Source organism: Cypionkella sinensis, from assembly GCF_042646385.1.
Lineage (GTDB): Bacteria > Pseudomonadota > Alphaproteobacteria > Rhodobacterales > Rhodobacteraceae > Cypionkella > Cypionkella sinensis.
Genome location: NZ_JBHRTO010000001.1, coordinates 338,286 through 359,044 on the forward strand (window position 1 = coordinate 338,286; position 20,759 = coordinate 359,044).

Sequence of the window (20,759 nt, forward strand, 5' to 3'; positions counted from 1 at the left end):
CCCTAGCCGGAGAAACCCGTGTCAGACCCTGCCATTTCCGAGCCGCGCATGAAGGTCGCCTGCATCACGACGGTGCGCAATGACCGGATCTTCTTGCGCAAATGGATCGACTACTACGGCGGCAATTTCGGGCGGCAGGCGCTGTTCGTGATCATCGACGGCTTGGATGAGACGATCCCGCAGGGCTTTGACGGCGTGAACTTTCTGCATCTGCGCCACCGCGATTGGGCGGCAGAGGTCAGCAATGTGCCGCTGCGCCGCGTGGTGATGGAGCATAACCGCAGCCGCGCAATCTCTGATCTGGCGCGCACTTTGTGGCGCTATGATTACGATGCGGTGATCGCGACCGATGTCGATGAGTTTCTGGTGGCAGACCCGGCGCGGCATGGCAGCCTGAATGATTTCATTCAGGGGCATCAGGTGCGGACTTCGACGCTGTCGGGGCTGGGGCTGGATGTGGTGCAGCATCTGAAATCTGAGCCTGCGATTGACCCCGCGCAGCCGTTTCTGGCGCAAAGGCGGGTGGCGGTGGTGTCAAACGCCTATACCAAGCCGGTGCTGGCGTTCAAACCTGTGACATGGGGCGCGGGGCTGCATCGGGTGAAGCGGCGGAATTTCCATGTTTCGCCCGATCTGTTCGTGTTCCATTTTGGCATGATTGACTATGAGACCGCGATGGGCCGCGCCAATGACCCGAACCTGATCGCTGCAGGCTGGGGCCCGCATATGCAGCGCCGCGAAAGCCTGTTCCGCATGGTGGAAGCCGCCACTCCGGTGGAGGGTGCGCCGCTGTTTGATGGCTTTCGCAAGCGTTTGACCTGGAGGCGCCGGTTGTTGGCCTGGAACAAGCCCGCACCGCTGCCGGGGCCGCCGGTGGTGGTGATCCCGGAGCGGCTGAGGGCTGTCTTGTGAGCGAGGCCGTCGATGCGGTGCTGACTTGGGTCGATGGCGAAGACCCCGCGCATGTTGCCAAGCGTCGCGCGTTCGATCCGGGGTTTGGTGCGGCGGGCGTCGAGGCCACGCGCTTTGCCAGCCGCGATGAGATTCGCTTCAGTCTGCTGGCGCTGCTGAAGTTTGCGCCGTGGCTGCGGCGGATCCATATCGTGACGGATGGGCAAATTCCCAGCGTTGTGACCGAGTTATGGGCTGATCCTGCGATGCAGGACCGGGTGCGCATCGTCGATCATCGTGTGATCTACGCGGGGCATGAGGATTTGCTGCCGATCTTTTCCGGGCGCACGATTGAAACTGCGCTGTTCCGTATCCCCGATCTTGCCGAGCGCTATCTGTATCTGAACGACGATTTCTTTTTGATCCGCCCGGTGCAGCAGGCGGATTTCTTCACCGAGAAAGGCCCGGTGCTGCGCGGGCAGTGGATGACGCGGGCTTATGGGCTGGTGCCGCTGCTGCAACTGGCGGTGGGGCGGTTGAAGCGGCGCGGCAAGAATTGGCAGCCGGTGGGGTTCAAACTGCAACAGTTGCGGGCAGCTCGGCTGGTGGGCTGGGGCTTGCGGTTTTTCAGCATCGGCCACACGCCGCATCCGCTGCGGCGATCGACCTTCCAGCGGTTTCAGGCCGCGCATCCCGGGGTGATCGAGGCGAATATGGCACCCCGCTTCCGCCATGGCAGCCAGTTCAACCCGGCAAGCCTTGCCAACCATCTGGAGCTGGCGGCGGGGACTGCGGTGATCGCGCCCTCGGACAACACCGTGTATTTCCGCGCCGATGTTGATAAACCGCAGCGGGTACGCGAGAAAATCGCCGAGGCCGAGGCGCGGGAAAATGCCTTGTTCATCTGCGTCAACAGTCTGGATCAGGCGGGCGCGCAGGTGCAGGCGGATATTCTCGCCTTCCTGCGCCGCCGGATATTATAGCGGGGCTGGGCGTTTGCTGGGCCAGTCGGTCGCGCGGTGATAGGCTTGGCCGATCGCCAGAATCTGCGCATCCGCCCCCACCGGCCCCGCGATCTGCATCCCCATCGGCAGGCCATTTGCGCCAAAACCTACGGGCACATTCAGCGCGGGCAGGCCAATCAGGCTGACCGGGATCACCACTTCCATCCAGCGGTGATAGGTGTCCATCGCGGTGCCGTTGATGGTCTGCGGCCAGCGCCATTCCACCGGGAACGGCCAGACTTGGGCGGTGGGCAGCACCACCGCGTCATATTTGGTGAACAGGCGGGCCATATGGGCGTAGTAGCGGCTGCGGATCGTGCTGGCCTCATACACGGCTTGCGCGGTCAGATTGCGGCCCTGCGCGATCTCCCATTGGGTTTCGGGTTTCAGTTGCGCCTTTTTGGTCGGATCATCATAAAGCGCCTTCATGCCACCGGCGTTCAGCATGGCGCGCAGGGTGGTCCAGGCTTGCCACAGCTTTTCGGCGGGGAAGGGTGGGGCGATGGCCTCGACCTTCGCGCCCTGATCGGTGAAGACGCGCAGGGCGGTTTCGCAGAGGTCGAGAATACCGGGCTCGAACTGGTAAGCACCGCCCCAATCGCCCGCCCAGGCGATGCGCTTGCCGCGCAGATCGGTGTCCAGCGCGCGGGCGAAATCGCGGCCCTCGCGGCCAAACGGCACTTCAGGGTTCACCCCGGCCTGCACGGTCAGCAGATTGGCGATATCCTCGACCGTGCGCGCCATCGGGCCCTCGGTGGCGAGGGTGGCAAGATGGGTGTCGCCCTCGGCATCGCCCGGCACAAGCCCCCACGAAGGGCGGAAGCCATAGACGTTGCAGAAGGCTGCGGGATTGCGCAAAGACCCCATCATATCCGAGCCATCGGCAACCGGCAGCATCCGCGCCGCCAGCGCCGCCGCAGCGCCACCCGACGAGCCGCCAGCGGTGACAGCCAGATCATAGGGATTGCGCGTCACCCCATGCACAGGGTTGAACGAATGGCTACCGTGGCCCCATTCCGGCGTGTTGGTCTTGCCGACAAAGATCGCCCCCGCAGCCCGCATCCGGGCGGCCAGCAGATCGTCCTTCGCGGGCACGAAATCGGCAAACAGCGGCGAGCCATAGGTGGTGCGCAGGCCCTTGGTGGCGCAGAGATCTTTCACCGCCAAGGGCAGGCCATGCAGCCAACCTGAGTGCTTTGCATCATCGGCGCGCTTGGCTTCTGCCAGCAACTCATCTGGGTCGCGCCGCGAGATCACCGCGTTCACCGCAGGGTTAACCGCATCCATCCGCGCCAGATGCGCCGCCATCACCTCGGAAGGCGCGAGTTTGCGCGCGGCGATCATGCGCGACAGATCGGAGGCCGACATTTCATGCAGCGCCATGTGGTGATCCTGTGTGCTGGGTGGCTCGGGGAGAGGGGGTAGGGGGTGAGGGAATGGTGTGAGTCTGTGAGACAGATTGGGGGGATGGTCGGGGAGGCTTGGAGGGGGCCCAAAGCCCCCTCCAAGCAGGGCAGTAAAGCAATGATGCGGAGGCTGTCGCCCCCGCATCGCTGTCATATCACGCAGGTTACTTCTGAAGCTCGGTCCAGATCGCAGTCATGTATTCCTGCGCTTTCGGCGAGCAGGTCGGCAGGAAATGCCCCGAAGCCTTGAACTCTTCCGGGATCATCACTTCCGGCGCGGTTTTCATGTCTTCCGGCATGAACGCATCCGACCCCGAGATGCCATTGGCATAGCGCGCAAAGGACGAGATCATTGCCGCGTTCTCTGGCACCATGATGAAGTCGAGGAACTTGTAAGCTTCCTCAACGTTCTTGGCATCTTTCAGCAGCGCAACCGAGTCCATGAACAGCGGATAGCCTTCTTTCGGATAGCCATATTTCACATCCGGGTTAGCTAGACGGATGCGCATGGTCGAGCCGTTCCAGTTCACGCTTGCCGCCCAGTCGTTGTTCGACATTTTTTCGGTGGCGCCGTAATCCATCGACAGCCAGTCAGGCTTGGCCGCAAGCAGGGCATCGCGCGCCTTTTTCAGCACTTCGGTATCTTCGGTGCAAGGCTCGCCGCCGACATACCAAAGCGCAAGGTTCACGACGTCATTCATTTCAGGCACGACGTTGATCTTGCCCTTCAACTCGTCCGGAACGTTCAGGAAGACTGCCGAGGTGTTGATGTCGCCGCCATAAACCTTGGTGTTCACGGCGATGCCGGTCGAACCCCACTGCCACGGAATCGTGTGGGTGCGGCCTTTGTCCCAAGCCACATCTACCCATTCCGGCGCGATATTGCCCTTGTGCGGCAGTTTGCTGTCGTCCAACGGCACGATCAGATCTTTCGCCACCCAGATCGGCACATAGTTGGCCGAGGGCACCACAAGGTCAAAACCTGAACCGCCAGCCTCAACCTTGGCCAAAGCCGCATCGTTGCTGTCGTAATCGGTTACAGTCACCGTGATGCCGGTCTCTTTCTTGAATTTTTCCAGCAGTTCCGGCGAGGTGTAGTTGCCCCAGTTGAACAGTTGCAACTGGCCTTCGGCAGAGGCCAGCGTGGTGCTGGCCATTAGCAGAAGGGTGGCAGAGATCAGGTGTTTCATTGTCGTCTCCCTTGGTTTTTGGCTGGTTTCTTGTGGTTATTTTTGCAGATCGGTCCAGATCGCGGTCATGTATTCCAAAGCCTTGCCCGAGCAGGCGGGCATGAAATGGCCAGCCGCCTTGAATTCAGCCGGGATATTGACCTCGGGTGCCGTTGCCATGTCAGGTGGCATGAATTCCTGCGAGCCGCTGATGCCGTTGGGATAGCGCGCGAAGGCGGAAATCAGCGCGGCGTTTTCTGGCAGGCTGATGAAATCGAGGAATTTGTAGGCCTCATCGACGTTCTTCGCATCGCTGAGCAGCGCCACCGAATCCATCCAGAGCGGATAGCCCTCTTTCGGATAGCCATAGACTACATTGGGGTTTTTCAGGCGTGAGCGGAAGGTTTCGCCCGACCAGTTGACGCTTGCCGCCCAATCGCCATTGGCCATGTGTTCGGTGGTGCCGTAGTCCATCGAAGTCCAGTATTGTTTGCCGTTCATCAGCGCGTCATGGGCTTTTTTCAGGATGGCGACATCCTCGGTGCAGGGCTTGCCGCCCGCCCACATCACCGCAAGCCCTACGATTTCGTTCATCTCGGGCACGACGTTGATCTTGCCCTTCAACTCTTCCGGCGGATTGAGGAACAGCTCGGAGGTGTTCGGATCACCCTTGTAAACCGAGGTGTCCACGGAAATCCCGGTCGTGCCCCATTGCCACGGGATCGTGTAGTTGCGACCCTTGTCCCATTCCACATCCATCCATTCCGGCGCGATGTTGCCGTGGTGCGGCAGTTTCGACAGGTCAAGCTTCTGGATCAGACCCTTTTCGACATAGATCTGCACGAAATGCGCCGAGGGCACCACCAGATCAAAGCCCGACCCGCCTGCCGAAACCTTGGCGAGGGCCGTGTCGTTGCTGTCGTAATCGGTTACGGTGACGGTGATGCCGGTCTCTTTCTTGAACTTTTCCAGCAGCTCTGGCGAGGTGTAGTCGCCCCAGTTGAACAGGTTCAACTGTCCTTCGGCAAGGGCAGGTCCGGCGGTGGTCAGCAGCAGGGCGACAAGCAGGGGCTTTTTCATAGGGGCAAGGTTCATACGGGGGAGGCTCCGATGTTGGGCGAGGATTGTTATTGTTGGGTCAGTCGTCTTTGCGGGTCAGCAGGAAGAAGGCGGTCAGCAGCACGATGGTCAGCGCTAGCAGCATTGACGAGATGGCGTTGATTTCGGGGGTTAATTGGCGGCGCATCTGGCCCAGCATATAGGTGGGAAGGGTGTCTTGGCCGCCGGATTTGACGAATTCGGTGATCACCACATCGTCCAGACTGATCACGAAGGCCAGCATCGCGCCTGCGATCACCCCCGGCAGCAGGATCGGCAGGGTGACATGGCGGAAGGTTTGCCACGGCGTTGCGTAAAGGTCGGCGGCGGCGGTTTCCAGCGTGAGGTCCATGCCTTCCAGCCGGGCGCGGATCGGCAGGTAGGCGAAGGGGATGCAGAAGGCGGCATGGGCGAAGATCACATAGCCGATGCCCTGAATCCCGGTCAGTTGTTTGACCATGCCGAACAGGATCAGCAGCGAAACTGCGGTGACGATTTCGGGCACCATCAACGGCTGGTTGATCATCACATAGATGAATGTCTGGCCCTTGAATGCCTTGCGCCGTGTTGTGCCCAAAGCCGCCATTGTGGCCACCGCAGTCGAGATCACAGCCGCAAACACCGCGATCAACAGCGAGCGCAGGGTTGCATCCTTGACGGCGTCATTGTTCCACGCCTTCACATACCAATCCCACGAAAACCCGCCCCAGATCGCCACCGATTGGCTGGCGTTGAACGAATAGGCCACCAACGTGAGGATCGGCAGATAGAGCGCGACGAACACGATAATGGCGGTGGCGGTGAAGCCGGGCAGGGTCGAGACAGAGAAGGTTTTAGTGGCCATTGGACACATCCCGATTGGCGTATTTCACATAGATCAGCAGGGCCACTGTCACGATGATCAACAGCGTCAGCGACAGGGCGGCCCCCAAGGGCCAGTTGCGCCCCTGTCCGAATTGCAGATCAATGAAGTTGCCGATCATCATCTGCTTGCCGCCGCCCAGAACGCGCGGGGTGACGTAAGCGCCCAAGGACGGCACGAACACAAGGATTGAGCCTGCAATGATCCCCGGTTTGACGATGGGCAGGATCACCCGGCGCAGCACCTGCATCCGGCTGGCGTAAAGATCATAGCCCGCTTCCAGCAGGCGCATGTCAAAGCGGTCGATGGCGGCGAACAAGGGCAGCACCATCAGCGGCAGATAGACATAGGCCATGCCGATGAACACGGCGGTGTCGGTGTAGATGATGCGCAGGGGTTCCGAGATCAGACCCAGCTTGATCAGCACGGTGTTCAGCAGGCCCTCGTTGCGGATCACCTCGTTGATGGCATAGGTGCGGATCAACAGGTTGGTCCAGAACGGAATGGTGATCAGGAACAACCACAACGCCCGTGATTTCGCAGGCCTTGTGGCGATGAACCAAGCGGTTGGAAAGCCCACCGCAAAGGTCAGCACGGTGGTCAGCACCGAGAGTTTGATCGAGCGCCAGAAGATCGTGACATTGGCATCGGCCATGCCCCAGGTGTCATCAAAGATGTCCTTGGTCCACAGGATGCCGCGCCAGCCATCCAGCGAGAATGCCCATTCGACATTGCCGTATTGGCCGGGGGCAAGGAAGGAATAGACCACCACGATCATCAGCGGCCCGACAGCGAACAGCGTCAGGATCACCAGTGCCGGGGTGGACAGCAACCAGCCATTGCGGACGGATTGCGCGGCTTGGGCTTCTTCAGCGGCGCTCATGGTGTCAATCCTCCAGCACTTGCACAGAGCCGGGGGTGAAGGTGACACCCACGGTCTGACCGGCGGCCAAGGCAGCCTCTCCGGTTACGTCGGAAACCACGCAGGCCTCAATCTCGGTGCCATCAGCGAGGTGAAGCTGATAGTTCATGTCGGTGCCCATATAGACCACGCCGCGCACGGTGGCGGGCAGGCTGCCCGGCTCGGCGGTGGGGGTTAGCTTCACCTGCTCGGGGCGGACGGTGACGGTGACAGCACCGGATTTGGTCGCAGGCGGCGCCGGGATCTGATAGCCGCCTGCCAGCGTCAGCAGGCCTGCGTTCGAGGTGGCGGGGACGAAGTTTGTCTCGCCGATGAAGCTGGCGACAAAGCGGTTCAAAGGCCGTGTGTAAATCTCGCGCGGGGTGCCGACCTGTTGCAGCTTGCCCGCCGACATCACGCCGATGCGGTCCGACATGGTCAGGGCTTCTTCCTGATCGTGGGTCACGAAGATAAAGGTGATACCGGTTTCGGTTTGCAGCCGTTTCAATTCGCCCTGCATTTCGCGGCGCAGTTTCAGATCGAGCGCCGACAAAGGCTCGTCCAGAAGCAGCACTTTCGGTGACGGGGCAAGCGCGCGGGCCAAGGCAACACGTTGCTGTTGGCCACCGGAAAGCTGGCTGGTCTTGCGGGATGCCATGGCTTCCAATTTCACCAGTGCGAGCATGCGGTCCACCGTGGCCTTGACCTCGGCCTTGGGGCGGCCCTGCATTTCAAGGCCAAAGCCGATGTTCTGCGCCACCGTCAGATGCGGAAACAGCGCATAGCTTTGGAATACCGTGTTCACCGGGCGCTTGTTCGGCGGCAGGTAAGTGATGTCTTGCCCTTCCAGCAGGATGGTGCCCGAGGTTGGCATCTCAAACCCTGCGATCAGGCGCAGCAGGGTGGTTTTTCCGCAGCCCGAGGGGCCGAGCAGGGTAAAAAACTCGCCCTTGCGGATTTCGACCGACACATCATTCAGGGCGCGCACGGCGGTATCGCCCTGCCCGAAGGCTTTGACGGCGTTACGGGCCTCGACGGCGTTTTGTTGGCTCAAGGTGACTCGCTCCCGTTGGTTTTGATCATATTGGGCCGCTGCAAAGCCTCGGCGCAACATAAACTTCACCCGATCTGCCGAAAGAACGGGCAGATGCCGCTCAGGTTGTGCGAATGCCTAACACGGTGGCACTTTGATAACGCTCGCAAAGGCTTAGGCTTTTCTAGGCTTAGGCGGGCTTTAAGCCATCGGGGCGCGACGTGTCTTCCAAGGTGCTGCCGATTCGATTTCTGCACAAAGCGCGATCAATTCTTCATCGCAGCCATAGGCGGCGGCGAGGTGAATTCCGATCGGCAGGCCGCTGCCAGATTGGCCCAAGGGCAGCGAGGCGGCGGGTTGGCCGCTGGCGTTGAACACCGCGCAGAACGGCGAGTAAGAGAAAATGCCGCCGGGGCCGATGCGGTAGTTCACATAATCATCGCGGTCGTGGTGATAGCGGCCAACGCGGGCGGGCGGCTCGGCGAGGGTGGCGGATAGAAGAATGTCGGGGCCGCCTGCGAAATAGCCGGCCATCTGGCGGCCAAAGGCGTGAATCTCACCCACCGCTTCGAGATAGCGGGTGGGGGGCAGGGTTGCGGCATAGGCGCAGGCCGACCGACCGATGCCTTCAACCAGATCAGGGGTCAGCGCGCGGCCGTTCAGCGACTTCTGGATCGACAAAGCGGTGCCAACGCCGACGATATCGGTCCAGGCGCGCATCATCATCTCGACATCTGCGGTCGGGCGGCCAGGTTCGACATGGTGGCCAAGGCTTTCCAGCAGTTTGGCGGTATCGCGCACCGCTTGGGCCACTTCGAGGTCGATGGCGGCCCCGGTAAAGGTGGTATCGCACAAAGCCACGCGCAGGCGGCGCGGCGGGCGGCTGATCGCATCGGCGTGGCTGCGGGCCAAGGGCGGGGCGACATAGGGCGCGCCAAGGTCGGGGCCGGCGCAGGCATCCAGCATGATCGCGGTGTCGCGGACGGAACGGGTCAGAAAGCCGTCAATCGCCATGCCAGCCCAGCCTTCGCCCGCATAGGGGCCATCGGGCAGGCGGGCGCGGGTGGATTTGAAGCCGAACAGCCCACAGCTTGACGCCGGGATGCGGACCGAGCCGCCGCCGTCCGAACCATGCGCGAAGGCCACGATCCCGGCGGCAACCGCAGCGCCCGCCCCACCCGATGATCCGCCCGAGGTATGGTCCAGATTCCACGGGTTGCGGGTGGGGCCGCCGTAAACCGCAGCCTCGGTCACGGTGCCGACGCCGCCTTCGGGGCTGGTGGTGCGGCCAAAGTTCACCACGCCAGTGGCGCGCATACGCTCCCATATCGCGGAATCGCGGGCGTAGGTGGTGTTCATCAGCAGGCGCGAGCCATTGTGGCCGGGGAAATCCACCGCCTCGCAGCCGAGATCTTTCAACAGAAACGGCACGCCGCGATACGGGCCGCGCGGCAGACCTGCGGCAATGGCGCGGCGGGCGGCGTCTTCTTGCAGCATCACCACGGCGTTGATCGCGGGATTTCGGGCCTCGACCGCAGCAAGGGCGGCGTCCAGCAATCCGGTGGGCGAGACTTCGCCCGATGCGACCATGGCTGCCAATGCGGTGGCGTCTTCTGCGCCCAGATCCCCTATCATCGCGATTCTCCTGATTGTTTGGTCAAGTTGACGCTGGTTCTGCGCGAGTGTCGCGCCCATCGCGGCAGGCCATGTCGCGAATGGCCTATGTGGCGGCGCTGGTCTTGGCGGTCGGCAGGTGCTTGGCAATGCCAAGCCGCAGCGATTCCATCGTCAACGGTTTGGTCAGATAGCCATCGACCCCCGCCGAAAGATACAGCGCGCGCCCTGCCGCCGAGACATCCGCCGTCATCGCCACCACCGGCAGGTGCGGCCCCGGCAGGTTGCGGATCTGCGTCAGAGTTTCAATGCCTGAAAGCCCCGGCATATGCAGATCCAACAGCACCAGATCGGGGCGACGCGCGACGATGGCTTGCAAGGCTGCCGCGCCGCCGTCGGCCTCTTCGACGCCCAGCCCCATGCCACGCAAATAGGTGGCGGCCACCAGCCGGTTGGTGGCGATATCGTCAACCACCAGAATATGCTGACCCGCCAGCGCGCGCTGCGTCTCGGGCGTGGCGGCTGCGGCGGTGACGGGCTGGATGCGCAAGGTCAGCCGGAACAGCGCGCCGGTCTGGCTGGGCAGATGTTCGAGATCGCCCTGCATCTGCTGCGCAATCGCACGGCTGATCGCCAGCCCCAATCCCGACCCGCTATGCGCACTTGCCCCGCGCTGGAACGGTTGAAACACCAGATCGCGTTCATGCTCGGGGATGCCCTGGCCGGTGTCGGCCACATCGATCTGCAACTGGCCACTGGCAGGATTGGCGGTAGAGCCACGAGGATTGTCGCGGTAGCTGACCCGCAGCGTGGCACCCCCCGCTTGAGTGAATTTCAACGCGTTCGACAGCAGGTTCGACAGGCATTGCCGCAAGCGCTGTGGATCAAACACAGCCGCGTCGGGAAGCTCTGGCGATAGACGGCCATCGGGCATGCGAGGGGTGGCAAATTCCAGCTTTAGCCAGAGGCCCGCTTTGGCAAAAACCGGTTGAAACAAGGCGACGGTGGCCTCGATGACCTCTCTCGGGCGGGCCGCGACCGGGCGCATGGGCAATTGGTTTTCATCAATTGCCGACATTTGCAGGATGTCGTCCAGAATGGCGGCAAGATCCATTGCTGACCCCACCAGGGTCTGCATCCGCGCCTGAGTCTGCGGACTTTGCGTGTGCATAAGCTCTACCTCGCCCATGCCGACAATCGCATTCAGCGGTGTCCGCAATTCGTGGCTCATCTGGGCCAGAAACCGCCCCTTGGCGCGGTTGGCCGCATCGGCACGCAGGCCGCGGCGGCTGACTTCAAGATGCAGGGCGTTGTTTGATCGCATGGCGCGCAAGGCAAAGGAAATCGCGGCAAGCAGCGCAATGGATGAGGCGGCAAAGCCCACACCGTTGTGACGTTCAAGCCAGTAAAACCCGTTGCCGAGCAGTGCTGTCAAGATGGCCGCGATCAGACCTGCCAACCCAAATGGCATGTGGATGGCACGCACGGTGCTAAGCTGAAACAGCGTCATGCTGAGCAGACCTACCGCCGCCGCCTTGGCAAACTCGGTATCCTGCTGCCAGACCAGCACACAGCATAAGGCGTAATTGGCTTCGGTGAAAAACACCGCCGCAATTGCTGAGCGGTAGCGGCGCTTGTGTATCGCCGGATCAAGCCCACGCAGCAATTGCAGGCTAAGCCCTTCCAGCGCGATGTCGATCCCAAAGGCCGCAAGCACAAACCAAGGCGGAAGGAACAGCGCCATCAGCGCGAAGGCGATAGAGGTGCTGATTAGCCGCGCGGGCTCCATCGCGGTAAGAACCTGCAACTGACTGCTGATCTGCGCTGCGGCATCCGCATCCGGCATCCATTTCCGCAACAGACTCATCGCGCGGGCATCCTTACACTCGTGATGCTTCAGCAAAGATCACACATGGGTTCGGGTCAAGGCCAAGCTGGGCTTCAGGGTGTGGGAAGCGGCGCTATGGTGATTTCCTGTTGCAGCGCGCCTTGTGGCGTGAAGATCAGCAGGCGGTTGTCGTTGGTGACAACCCCGATCCAGCCCCTGCCTTGGGTGATCGCCGAGGCGGTCGTCCCCGCAGGCATTTGCAGGCTGGCGGGCAGGGCGGGGCTTGCGGTGTTTGCGTTCGGCATACGGGTGACAAGCAGGGCGACCACGGTTATGACACCGACGATCATGGTGATCATCAGCACGATCACCAGACCTTTCAGCAAGCGGAGCGAGGGCGGCAAGCCCGGCTCGATCGGAGTGTCAGACATGGCGAACCCTTTTGAAGACGAAGACGCTGTGGACGATGACGCTTTGGACAGCGCCGAACTGGCAGGCGGCAACCATCTGGTTGTGGTGATTGGTGAAGACGCAGCCCCGCGTCTTGATAAGGCGCTTGCGGCGGCAGTTCCAGAGGATGCGGCACTTTCACGCTCTCGCTTGATGAAGATGATCGAAGACGGCGATGTGCTGGCTGGCGGCGTTGCGGTGACGAACCCGAAAACCAAGGTCAAGCCGGGTGATGTTTACACGTTGGTTCTGGCCCCGGCGGTGGATGTGGCGACCCTGCCGGAAGACATCCCGCTGAATGTGATCTGGGAAGACGGCGATCTGATCGTGATCGACAAGCCGGCGGGCATGGTCGTGCATCCGGCCCCCGGCACACCTTCGGGCACTTTGGTGAATGCGCTGTTGCACCATTGCGGCGATACGCTGTCGGGCATCGGCGGCGAGCGTCGCCCCGGCATTGTGCATCGCATCGACAAGGACACCACCGGGCTGCTGGTGGTTGCGAAATCCGACCGCGCCCACCACGGACTTGCGGCGCAGTTTGAGGCCCATACCGTCAACCGCCGCTATCTGGCGGTGGTGAACGGCGTGCCCTCGGCCTATGATCCGCGCCTGCGCGGGCTTCAGGGCATAAGTTTTGAGGCTGGCGGCATCCTTAAGGTCGCCACACATCTGGAGCGTCACAAGACCGACCGGCAGCGGCAAGCGGTTGTCTGGCATTCGGGCCGCCATGCGGTGACACGGGCGCGGGTGATGGAGGATTTCCGTGGGGGTGCTGCCTTGGTGGAATGTTGGCTGGAGACCGGGCGCACGCATCAGATCCGCGTGCATATGGCCTATGCCGGACATGGGTTGATCGGCGACCAGACCTATGGCGGCAAGAAAAAGGTATCGCCCAAATTGTTCGGGCCCGAAGTGGCCGAGCTGGGCAACAGCTTTCCACGTCAGGCGCTGCACGCGGCGACCTTGGGGTTCGAGCATCCGGTGACGGGTGAGATGCTGGAATTTACCTCGCCCTTGCCCGACGACATGCAGCATCTGCTGGCAGCTTTGGGCAGCGGACAGGTCTGAGGCTTTTCTCTTCGCGTAAATATCCCCGCAGGGGGCTTTCGCGGCTGGCAGCAGAAGCCTCCGGCGGGGATATTTAGGCAGAGAGGATGACCACGGCGGCAGTGATCTGACATTGCCGTGACCGGAATGTTACAAACCTTTCGCTGCGACGGAACCGGAACCATGTTTCGTTAAACAAGTTATGTTCAGGATGCTTGAAGTCGGCATTTGGCATACATAAATCCGCCTGTCCGGGGGCGAAACTGCACCGGATCAACGAGGGAGCGTCACACATGAGCACCTATGCTAATCTGCCAGCACCCAGCCCTGAACAGGGGCTGAACCGTTACATGCAGGAAATCCGCAAATTCCCGCTGCTGGAACCCGAAGAAGAATACATGCTGGCGAAGCGCTGGGTCGATCATCAGGACAGCACCGCAGCACACAAGATGGTCACAAGCCACCTGCGCTTGGCCGCCAAGATCGCCATGGGCTATCGGGGTTACGGTCTGCCGCAGGCCGAGGTGATTTCCGAAGCGAATGTCGGCCTGATGCAAGCGGTGAAGCGGTTTGACCCGGAAAAAGGTTTCCGTCTGGCGACTTACGCGATGTGGTGGATCCGCGCTAGCATTCAGGAATACATCCTGCGCTCGTGGTCCCTGGTGAAGCTGGGCACCACTTCGGCGCAGAAAAAGCTGTTTTTCAACCTGCGGAAGGCGAAAGCCAAGGTTGGCGCTTTGGAAGAAGGCGATCTGCGGCCCGAGAACGTGGCGCGCATTGCCACCGATCTGAACGTGTCGGAAAGCGAAGTCATCGACATGAACCGGCGCCTGTCCGGCGGCGATGCCTCGCTCAACGCCACGGTTGGCTCGGATGGCGAGGGCAGCACGCAATGGCAGGATTGGCTGGAGGATGAAGACAGCGATCAGGCCGGCGATTATGAAGCGCGCGATGAGTTCGATATGCGGATGAACCTGCTGCATCAGGCGATGTCGGCGCTGAACGACCGCGAGAAAGACGTGCTGATGAAGCGCCGTCTGGCCGAAACCCCGGTTACGCTGGAAGAACTGTCGGAAAGCTACGGCGTCAGCCGCGAGCGTATTCGCCAGATTGAGGTGCGGGCGTTTGAAAAGCTGCAAGAACGCATGCGCACGTTGGCGCTGGGCAAGGGCATGGTCGTTCCGGCCTGATTGCAGCCCGTTTTCAAGAACCATTGGGCGTAACCTGCGCCCAATGGTTGCGCCGCCCCTGCGCAGAGTCTAGACAGTCTGATCAAACTGCCGAGCCATAAAAGGGCGCATTCAATGACCATGCTGGAAACCTTCCTGAAACCTATGCACCGCGAGGGCTACAAGTTTGTCGGTATCTTTGCCGTCATAACCCTTGTGCTGTTCTGGATTTGGGATCCGTTGGGCTGGTTAGGTGTGGGTGCAACCGTTTGGTGCTATTACTTTTTTCGTGATCCAAAACGCTCGGTGCCGCAGGGGCGGGGGCTTATTGTTTCGCCTGCTGATGGCGTCGTCAGCCTGATCGAACGCGCGGTGCCGCCGCCGGAACTTGGGGCCGGGCATGATGCGTTGACGCGGGTTTCGGTGTTCATGTCGGTGTTCAATTGCCATGTGAATCGCGCGCCAATCGCGGGGCGTATTTTGAAAATGGCCTATCGCCCCGGCAAATTTCTGAATGCCTCGCTGGATAAGGCATCCGAGGATAACGAGCGTAACTCGTTGCTGTTGGAACTGCCGGATGGTCGCAAGCTGATCGTGGTGCAGATTGCAGGGTTGGTTGCGCGCCGGATCGTGCCGTTTGTGTCGGAAGGCCAGTCGCTGCGCACCGGTGAGCGGTTTGGGCTGATCCGGTTTGGCTCGCGTCTGGATGTCTATCTGCCTGATGGGGTAGAGCCTTTGGTGGCGCTGGGGCAAACCATGGTGGGCGGTGAGACCGTTCTGGCCGAGTTGGACCGCGATATGCTGCGGCGTTCGGCAGTGCGCGAATGACGATGCCTGTGGGACCAGCCCCTGTGGACCCTGCGCCGAAAAACGGGCGACGTCCGCGCAAGAAGCTGCATATCGTGCAGTTGATCCCCAACTTCATGACCGTTGCCGCGCTTTGTGCGGGGCTGACGGCGGTGCGCTTTGCGATTGAGGGCCGGTTTGGCCTTGCGGTGGCGCTGATCATCGCGGCTGCGGTGATGGATGGGCTGGATGGCCGCCTTGCGCGGTTTCTGAAGAGCGAATCCGATATGGGCGCAGAGCTGGACAGCCTGTGCGATCTGGTGAATTTCGGCGTGGCCCCGGCGCTGATCACCTATCTTTGGGCCCTGCAAGGGATGCGGGCCGAGGGTTGGATTGCCTGCCTGATCTATGCCGTGGCCTGTTTGTTGCGGTTGGCGCGGTTCAACATTGGCAATCGGCAGCCTGACAATGACTCCAACAGCTTTCAGGGCGTGCCTTCGCCCGCGGGGGCATTGCTGGTGATGCTGCCGATGTTTCTGGCCTTTGCCATCGACGGTGGGCAGCCGCATGCCACTGGCTTGGTGGCGCTGTGGATGGCGATTGTGGGGGCGCTGATGGTTGGGCGGTTTCGCACTCCGTCGTTCAAGCGCGCGACGATTTATGCCGAGAATGTCAGCTTTGTGTTGCTGGCCTTTGTCGGGTTGGTCGCGGCCTTGCTGACCTATCCCTGGACGACGCTGGCGCTGGTGGATTGCGCCTATCTGTGCGCGCTGGCCTATAGCTTTATCAAAAAGCCGCGCCCCGCCAATGAACAGGCTGGCCCCGAGGCGTAATTGCCCCAAGCGTATGTGATTGCGCTAACAAGCGTCGCAGTTTAACGTGGCGGCATCACATAAAGGGGATCGACATGAAGCCAGTGCGTTGGGGTATTCTGGGGGCTGCGAATTTCGCAAAAGAGCAGATGGCCCCGGCCATTCATGCCGCCAAAGGCGCCGAATTGGCGGCTTTGGCGACATCCAGCCCCGAGAAGGCCGCCGGGTTTCAGGCGTTTTGCCCCAGCCTGACGGTGCATCCGACCTATGAGGCGCTGCTGGCCGATCCGTCGATTGACGCGGTTTACATCCCGCTGCCGAACCATATGCATGTGGAATGGTCGCTGAAGGCGCTGGCGGCGGGCAAGCACGTGCTGACCGAAAAGCCGATTTCGATGCAGGCCAGCGAGATTGACCAGATCATTGCGGCGCGTGATGCCTCGGGGTTGCTTGCGGCTGAGGCCTATATGATCGTGCATCATCCGCAGTGGCAGTTGGCGAAGAAATGGTTGGAGGCGGGCGAGATCGGCCAGTTGCGCCATGTCGATGCGGCGTTTTCGTTCTGCCTTGAGGATATGAGCAACATCCGCAACCGGCCCGATGCGGGCGGCGGGTCTTTGCGTGATATTGGGGTGTATACCTTTGGTTCGGCGCGGTTTGTCACCGGATCAGAGCCCGTGGATATTTCGGCGCGGCTGGTGCTGGAAAATGGCGTGGATACGTTTGCGCAGGTGGCGGGCATCATGGATGGCCCCCATGGCCGCTTCACCTATAGCTCGATGACGTCGATGCGGCTTTATAACCGGCAGACGGTGGTGTTTCAGGGTGACAAGGGCATGATCCGGCTGGATGGTGGCCCGTTCAACGCCAATTACAACGACATTGCCGAGATTGAACTGCATCAGAACGGCAATGAAGTGAAAACCGTGCGCTTCCCGACCTCGAACCACTATGTCTTGCAGGTTGAGGCGTTTGGCCGTTCCATCCGCGAAGGCGCGGCCTATCCGTGCCCGCTGGAGTTTGTGAAGGGCACACAGGCGATGATGGATACGGTGTATCGGGTTGGGGTAGAGATCAGCCTGTAAGATCACATTTCAAAGCCGGCCCAGAGCGATCTGGGCCGGCTTTTTCGTGAATTCGGACGCTTCCCAGCTGGGATGGACTTGTGCCAAAAGTGGCGAGAACCACTATATGTAGTGATTACGCCTTAGCCCTCCATCGCCTCCAATTCGTCGATGAAGCCCGCGATCATCGACAGGCCCTTGTCCCAGAATTTGGGGTCAGATGCATCGAGGCCAAATGGGGCCAGCAGGTCTTTGTGGTGTTTCGAGCCGCCAGCCTTGAGCATGTCGAAGTATTTTTCTTGGAAATCCGGCAGGCCGTCGGCATAGGCGGCATAAAGCGCGTTCACCAGACCGTCGCCGAAGGCATAGGCATAGACGTAGAACGGTGAGTGGACGAAGTGCGGGATATAGGCCCAGAACGTCTCATAGCCGTCGGCAAATTCGAAAGCATCGCCAAGGCTTTGCGCCTGAACGCTCATCCACAAAGCATTGATGTCATCGGGGGTAAGTTCGCCTTCCGCGCGGGCGGCGTGGAGTTTGCATTCGAAATCGTAGAAGGCGATCTGGCGGACGACGGTGTTGATCATATCCTCGACCTTGCCTGCCAGCAGGGTCTTGCGCTCGGCCGGGGTCTTGGCGGCGTCGAGCAGTTTGCGGAAGGTCAGCATCTCGCCAAACACCGATGCCGTTTCGGCGAGGGTCAGCGGGGTGGATGACAGCAGTTCGCCTTGCCCTGCGGCCAGCACCTGATGCACGCCATGGCCCAGTTCATGCGCCAGCGTCATCACATCGCGGGGTTTGCCGAGGTAGTTCAGCATGACATAAGGATGAACGGTGGTGACAGTGGGGTGGGCGAAGGCACCGGGGGCCTTGCCGGGTTTCACGCCTGCGTCGATCCAGCCATCGGTGAAGAACGGCTTGGCGATCTCGGCCATGCGCGGATCGAAGGCGGCATAGGCGGACAGCACGGTTTCGGTGGCCTCGGCCCAGTTCACGAGACGCGGGGTCTCGGTGGGCAGGGGGGCGTTGCGGTCCCAGGTTTGCAGATGATCCAGCCCCATCCATTTGGCCTTCAGCTTGTAATAGCGGTGGCTGAGTTTGGGGTAGGCGGCGACGACGGCATTGCGCAGGGCCTCGACCACTTCGGGTTCGACATGGTTGGCCAAGTGGCGCGAGTACTGCGGGCTGGGCATCTTGCGCCAGCGGTCCTCGATCTCTTTTTCCTTCGCCAGCGTGTTATGAACGCGCGCGAACAGCTTGATATGTTTGTCAAATACGGCGGCAAGGGCGTGGCTGGCAGCCTCGCGTTTGGAGCGGTCCGGGTCGGTGAGCAGGTTCAGCGTGGCTTCAAGGTTCAGTTCATCTTCCTCGCCCGCCACGGTGAACATCAGGCCCGCCATGGTTTCGTCAAACAGCTTGTTCCAGGCGGAGGAGCCGACGACGCTGGCGTCATGGAGGTATTTCTCCATCTCATCCGACAACTGGTGCGGGCGCATGGCGCGCATGCGTTCAAACACCGGGGTGTAGCGGGCCAAGGCCGCGTTCGAGGCGGTCATGCCAGCCAGCGTGGCATCCTCTAGCCGGTTGAATTCAAGGCTGAAAAACACCAAAGGCGTGGTGAAGTTGGTGATGTTGTCCTGCACATCGGCCATGAACTTGGCGCGGTCCGAATCCATCGTGTTCTGGTAATAGCGCAGACCCGCATAAGAGCCGATGCGGCCAGCGGTGACGTCAATCGCTTCATAGGCTTGCACGCAGGCCAGCATTTGCTCGGCGGTCAGGGTGGCGAGTTTGCCTTCGTATTGGGCGGCGAAATCGGCGCAGGCCTGTTCCAGCCAAGCCATATCGCGCTGCAATTCCGGCGCATCTGGTGCGGTGTAGAGGTCGTTCAGATCCCAGTCGGGCAGATCGCCAAATGTGTTCGAGCCGATGCGGGCGTCAAAAACCGCCGATTTGTGGCCGGGGCGGAGCAGGGGATGCGACATGGGAACCTCTTTTGTTGTTGGATGTATTTAGGGGGCAATGCCGGGGTTGTGCAAGGCGGCGCGCGGAAAGGTGTTCAAAGCGGTTTGCCTAAAATTTAGGCGGTGTTTTGCGGCGTTTTCGGGCGGATGCGCAAAAATCGAAGCGCTTTCAATCTTCTGCCCTTTACGGCGCAAAATCGGCGGCCTTTACTTGTATCAATCAGCGCAAAAAGGCGGCACGGCATGACCCCTTATTTCAACGAAATGTTTCAGGATAACGCGGTGCGACCGCCTTATGCCGGGTTGGAAGGGTGGAGTGCGGATATGCCCGCCGATGTCCGTCTGGCCAAGCAGGCCGAGGCCGAGGCTTTGTTCCGCCGCATCGGCATCACCTTTGCCGTTTATGGCGAGGGTGGCGACCCGGATCGGTTGATCCCGTTCGATATGTTCCCGCGGGTGTTTACAGCGCATGAATGGGCGAAGCTGGAGCGCGGCATCAAGCAACGGGCGCGGGCGCTGAATGCGTTTCTGGTCGATGTCTATGGGCGCGGCGAGATCGTGCGGGCTGGGCGTATCCCCGGCAAGCTGGTCTATCAGAACGACGCTTATGAAAAGTCGGTCTGCGGGTTTATTCCGCCGAAAGGCGTGTATTCTCATATCGTTGGCATCGACATCGTGCGCACCGGGCCGGGTGAGTTCTATGTGCTGGAGGATAACTGCCGCACGCCATCCGGGGTTTCCTATATGCTGGAATCCCGTGAGATGATGATGCGGATGTTCCCCGATCTGTTCCGCGAAAACCGGATTGCGCCGATCGACAGCTATCCTGACAAGCTGCGCCGGACTTTGGCGAGCGTGGCGCCTGCGAAATGCGACCGTGATCCGACGGTGGTGATCCTGACGCCGGGGCATTTCAATTCGGCTTATTATGAGCATTCGTTCCTGGCTGACTTGATGGGGGTGGAACTGGTCGAGGGGCAGGATTTGTTCGTCGATGGCGCGTTCGTCTATATGCGCACCACCGAGGGGCCGAAGCGGGTGGATGTGATTTACCGCCGCTTGGACGATGCGTTTATTGACCCGCTGTGCTTCCGCCCCGATTCCATGCTGGGTGTACCGGGGCTGATGGATGTGTATCGCTCGGGCGGGGTGTCGATCTGCTCGGCTCCGGGGGCGGGGGTGGCCGATGACAAGGCGGTTTATACCTATGTGCCGGAAATGGTGCGGTTTTATCTGGGCGAAGAACCGATTTTGAACAACGTGCCGACATGGAAATGCGGTGATGCGTCGGACCTGAAATATGTGGCCGAGAACCTGGGCGATCTGGTGGTGAAGGAAGTCCACGGCTCGGGCGGGTATGGGATGCTGGTGGGGCCGAAATCGACCAAGCAGCAGATCGAGGAGTTTCGCGCGCTGATCATGGCGGACCCAAGCAATTACATCGCGCAGCCGACGCTGGCGCTTTCCACCACGCCGACCTTTGTCGAGGAAGGCATCGCACCGCGCCATGTCGATTTGCGGCCCTATTGTCTGGTGGGCGAGCGGATTGAACTGGTGCCGGGGGGGCTGACGCGGGTGGCGTTGCGGGAAGGCAGTTTGGTGGTGAACTCGTCGCAGGGCGGCGGGGTCAAGGATACTTGGGTTTTGGCGGAGTAAAT

At 61.0% G+C, this 20,759-nt stretch carries 18 protein-coding genes; 8 read left to right on the plus strand and 10 right to left on the minus strand.

The genetic code is table 11. The annotated features are described in order from the left end of the window. Positions 1-18: 18 nt before the first annotated feature. Both ACFOGH_RS01715 and ACFOGH_RS01720 read left to right on the plus strand, forming a co-directional pair. Positions 19-912 carry a glycosyltransferase family 2 protein gene (locus ACFOGH_RS01715; protein ID WP_380071323.1) on the plus strand — a complete coding sequence of 298 codons (894 nt, stop codon included), beginning with the start codon at positions 19-21 and terminating at the stop codon, positions 910-912. Beyond that, on the plus strand, positions 909-1,874 hold the full coding sequence (locus ACFOGH_RS01720) for a Stealth CR1 domain-containing protein (RefSeq protein ID WP_380071324.1): 966 nt from the start codon (positions 909-911) through the stop codon (positions 1,872-1,874). Before ACFOGH_RS01715 ends, ACFOGH_RS01720 begins: the two co-directional genes overlap by 4 nt. Here ACFOGH_RS01720 and ACFOGH_RS01725 read toward each other — a convergent pair. The 9 genes from ACFOGH_RS01725 to ACFOGH_RS01765 all read right to left on the minus strand — a co-directional run bounded on the left by ACFOGH_RS01725 (position 1,869) and on the right by ACFOGH_RS01765 (position 12,237). After that, positions 1,869-3,278, minus strand: coding sequence for an amidase (locus ACFOGH_RS01725; protein WP_380071325.1), 1,410 nt, complete (start codon positions 3,276-3,278; stop codon positions 1,869-1,871). The genes ACFOGH_RS01720 and ACFOGH_RS01725 overlap by 6 nt on opposite strands. Before the next feature lie 187 nt (positions 3,279-3,465). Next, positions 3,466-4,491 (minus strand): extracellular solute-binding protein, encoded by a 1,026-nt coding sequence (locus ACFOGH_RS01730; RefSeq protein WP_380071326.1) that lies wholly within the window; start codon positions 4,489-4,491, stop codon positions 3,466-3,468. A 36-nt stretch (positions 4,492-4,527) separates the two neighbouring features. Then, positions 4,528-5,550 carry an extracellular solute-binding protein gene (locus ACFOGH_RS01735; RefSeq protein ID WP_380071327.1) on the minus strand — a complete coding sequence of 341 codons (1,023 nt, stop codon included), beginning with the start codon at positions 5,548-5,550 and terminating at the stop codon, positions 4,528-4,530. Between the two features lie 58 nt (positions 5,551-5,608). After that, on the minus strand, positions 5,609-6,412 hold the full coding sequence (locus tag ACFOGH_RS01740; protein WP_380071328.1) for an ABC transporter permease: 804 nt from the start codon (positions 6,410-6,412) through the stop codon (positions 5,609-5,611). Further along, positions 6,402-7,313, minus strand: coding sequence for an ABC transporter permease (locus ACFOGH_RS01745; RefSeq protein ID WP_380071329.1), 912 nt, complete (start codon positions 7,311-7,313; stop codon positions 6,402-6,404). The genes ACFOGH_RS01740 and ACFOGH_RS01745 overlap by 11 nt, the downstream gene beginning before the upstream one ends. A gap of 4 nt (positions 7,314-7,317) precedes the next feature. After that, positions 7,318-8,385, minus strand: a complete 1,068-nt coding sequence (locus tag ACFOGH_RS01750; RefSeq protein WP_380071330.1) for an ABC transporter ATP-binding protein — start codon at positions 8,383-8,385, stop codon at positions 7,318-7,320. A 180-nt stretch (positions 8,386-8,565) separates the two neighbouring features. Further along, positions 8,566-9,999: an amidase gene (locus ACFOGH_RS01755; protein ID WP_380071331.1), complete on the minus strand. Its 1,434-nt coding sequence runs from the start codon at positions 9,997-9,999 to the stop codon at positions 8,566-8,568. Positions 10,000-10,084: 85 nt separating this feature from the next. Further along, entirely contained in the window at positions 10,085-11,845 is a 1,761-nt protein-coding gene (locus ACFOGH_RS01760) for a response regulator (RefSeq protein WP_380071332.1), read from the minus strand. A gap of 74 nt (positions 11,846-11,919) precedes the next feature. Continuing rightward, a complete protein-coding gene (locus ACFOGH_RS01765; protein WP_380071333.1) occupies positions 11,920-12,237 on the minus strand; it encodes a DUF6476 family protein in 318 nt (105 codons plus the stop codon). Between ACFOGH_RS01765 and ACFOGH_RS01770 the strand changes: the two genes are divergently transcribed. From ACFOGH_RS01770 to ACFOGH_RS01790, 5 genes are all read left to right on the plus strand, one after another. Next, complete coding sequence (locus ACFOGH_RS01770; protein ID WP_380071334.1) at positions 12,236-13,327, plus strand: RluA family pseudouridine synthase; 1,092 nt, start codon at positions 12,236-12,238, stop codon at positions 13,325-13,327. The two genes, ACFOGH_RS01765 and ACFOGH_RS01770, sit on opposite strands and share 2 nt — an antisense overlap. Before the next feature lie 272 nt (positions 13,328-13,599). Beyond that, positions 13,600-14,496 carry an RNA polymerase sigma factor RpoH gene (gene rpoH, locus ACFOGH_RS01775; protein WP_380071335.1) on the plus strand — a complete coding sequence of 299 codons (897 nt, stop codon included), beginning with the start codon at positions 13,600-13,602 and terminating at the stop codon, positions 14,494-14,496. Positions 14,497-14,583: 87 nt separating this feature from the next. Next, positions 14,584-15,303 carry a phosphatidylserine decarboxylase gene (locus ACFOGH_RS01780; protein WP_380073947.1) on the plus strand — a complete coding sequence of 240 codons (720 nt, stop codon included), beginning with the start codon at positions 14,584-14,586 and terminating at the stop codon, positions 15,301-15,303. Further along, the gene (gene pssA, locus ACFOGH_RS01785) at positions 15,300-16,094 is read left to right on the plus strand and encodes a CDP-diacylglycerol--serine O-phosphatidyltransferase (RefSeq protein WP_380071336.1); all 795 of its coding nucleotides are present in this window, start codon (positions 15,300-15,302) and stop codon (positions 16,092-16,094) included. Before ACFOGH_RS01780 ends, pssA begins: the two co-directional genes overlap by 4 nt. A gap of 74 nt (positions 16,095-16,168) precedes the next feature. Further along, positions 16,169-17,158, plus strand: a complete 990-nt coding sequence (locus ACFOGH_RS01790; RefSeq protein WP_380071337.1) for a Gfo/Idh/MocA family protein — start codon at positions 16,169-16,171, stop codon at positions 17,156-17,158. 122 nt (positions 17,159-17,280) lie between these two features. Here ACFOGH_RS01790 and ACFOGH_RS01795 read toward each other — a convergent pair whose 3' ends face one another. Then, a complete protein-coding gene (locus ACFOGH_RS01795) occupies positions 17,281-19,122 on the minus strand; it encodes a M3 family oligoendopeptidase (protein ID WP_380071338.1) in 1,842 nt (613 codons plus the stop codon). Between the two features lie 222 nt (positions 19,123-19,344). On the opposite strand from ACFOGH_RS01795, the gene ACFOGH_RS01800 reads away from it, so the two are divergent. Then, entirely contained in the window at positions 19,345-20,757 is a 1,413-nt protein-coding gene (locus ACFOGH_RS01800; protein ID WP_380071339.1) for a circularly permuted type 2 ATP-grasp protein, read from the plus strand. The last annotated feature ends 2 nt before the right edge of the window (positions 20,758-20,759 follow it).

What these genes read in the sequence shown, in the direction of transcription:
- ACFOGH_RS01725 (WP_380071325.1), bottom strand. Translation starts at nt 3,278, where the DNA reads ATGGCGCTGCATGAAATGTCGGCCTCCGATCTGTCGCGCATGATCGCC.
- ACFOGH_RS01730 (WP_380071326.1), bottom strand. Translation starts at nt 4,491, where the DNA reads ATGAAACACCTGATCTCTGCCACCCTTCTGCTAATGGCCAGCACCACG.
- ACFOGH_RS01735 (WP_380071327.1), bottom strand. Translation starts at nt 5,550, where the DNA reads ATGAAAAAGCCCCTGCTTGTCGCCCTGCTGCTGACCACCGCCGGACCT.
- ACFOGH_RS01740 (WP_380071328.1), bottom strand. Translation starts at nt 6,412, where the DNA reads ATGGCCACTAAAACCTTCTCTGTCTCGACCCTGCCCGGCTTCACCGCC.
- ACFOGH_RS01745 (WP_380071329.1), bottom strand. Translation starts at nt 7,313, where the DNA reads ATGAGCGCCGCTGAAGAAGCCCAAGCCGCGCAATCCGTCCGCAATGGC.
- ACFOGH_RS01755 (WP_380071331.1), bottom strand. Translation starts at nt 9,999, where the DNA reads ATGATAGGGGATCTGGGCGCAGAAGACGCCACCGCATTGGCAGCCATG.
- ACFOGH_RS01760 (WP_380071332.1), bottom strand. Translation starts at nt 11,845, where the DNA reads ATGAGTCTGTTGCGGAAATGGATGCCGGATGCGGATGCCGCAGCGCAG.
- ACFOGH_RS01770 (WP_380071334.1), top strand. Translation starts at nt 12,236, where the DNA reads ATGGCGAACCCTTTTGAAGACGAAGACGCTGTGGACGATGACGCTTTG.
- ACFOGH_RS01765 (WP_380071333.1), bottom strand. Translation starts at nt 12,237, where the DNA reads ATGTCTGACACTCCGATCGAGCCGGGCTTGCCGCCCTCGCTCCGCTTG.
- rpoH (WP_380071335.1), top strand. Translation starts at nt 13,600, where the DNA reads ATGAGCACCTATGCTAATCTGCCAGCACCCAGCCCTGAACAGGGGCTG.
- pssA (WP_380071336.1), top strand. Translation starts at nt 15,300, where the DNA reads ATGACGATGCCTGTGGGACCAGCCCCTGTGGACCCTGCGCCGAAAAAC.
- ACFOGH_RS01790 (WP_380071337.1), top strand. Translation starts at nt 16,169, where the DNA reads ATGAAGCCAGTGCGTTGGGGTATTCTGGGGGCTGCGAATTTCGCAAAA.
- ACFOGH_RS01795 (WP_380071338.1), bottom strand. Translation starts at nt 19,122, where the DNA reads ATGTCGCATCCCCTGCTCCGCCCCGGCCACAAATCGGCGGTTTTTGAC.
- ACFOGH_RS01800 (WP_380071339.1), top strand. Translation starts at nt 19,345, where the DNA reads ATGACCCCTTATTTCAACGAAATGTTTCAGGATAACGCGGTGCGACCG.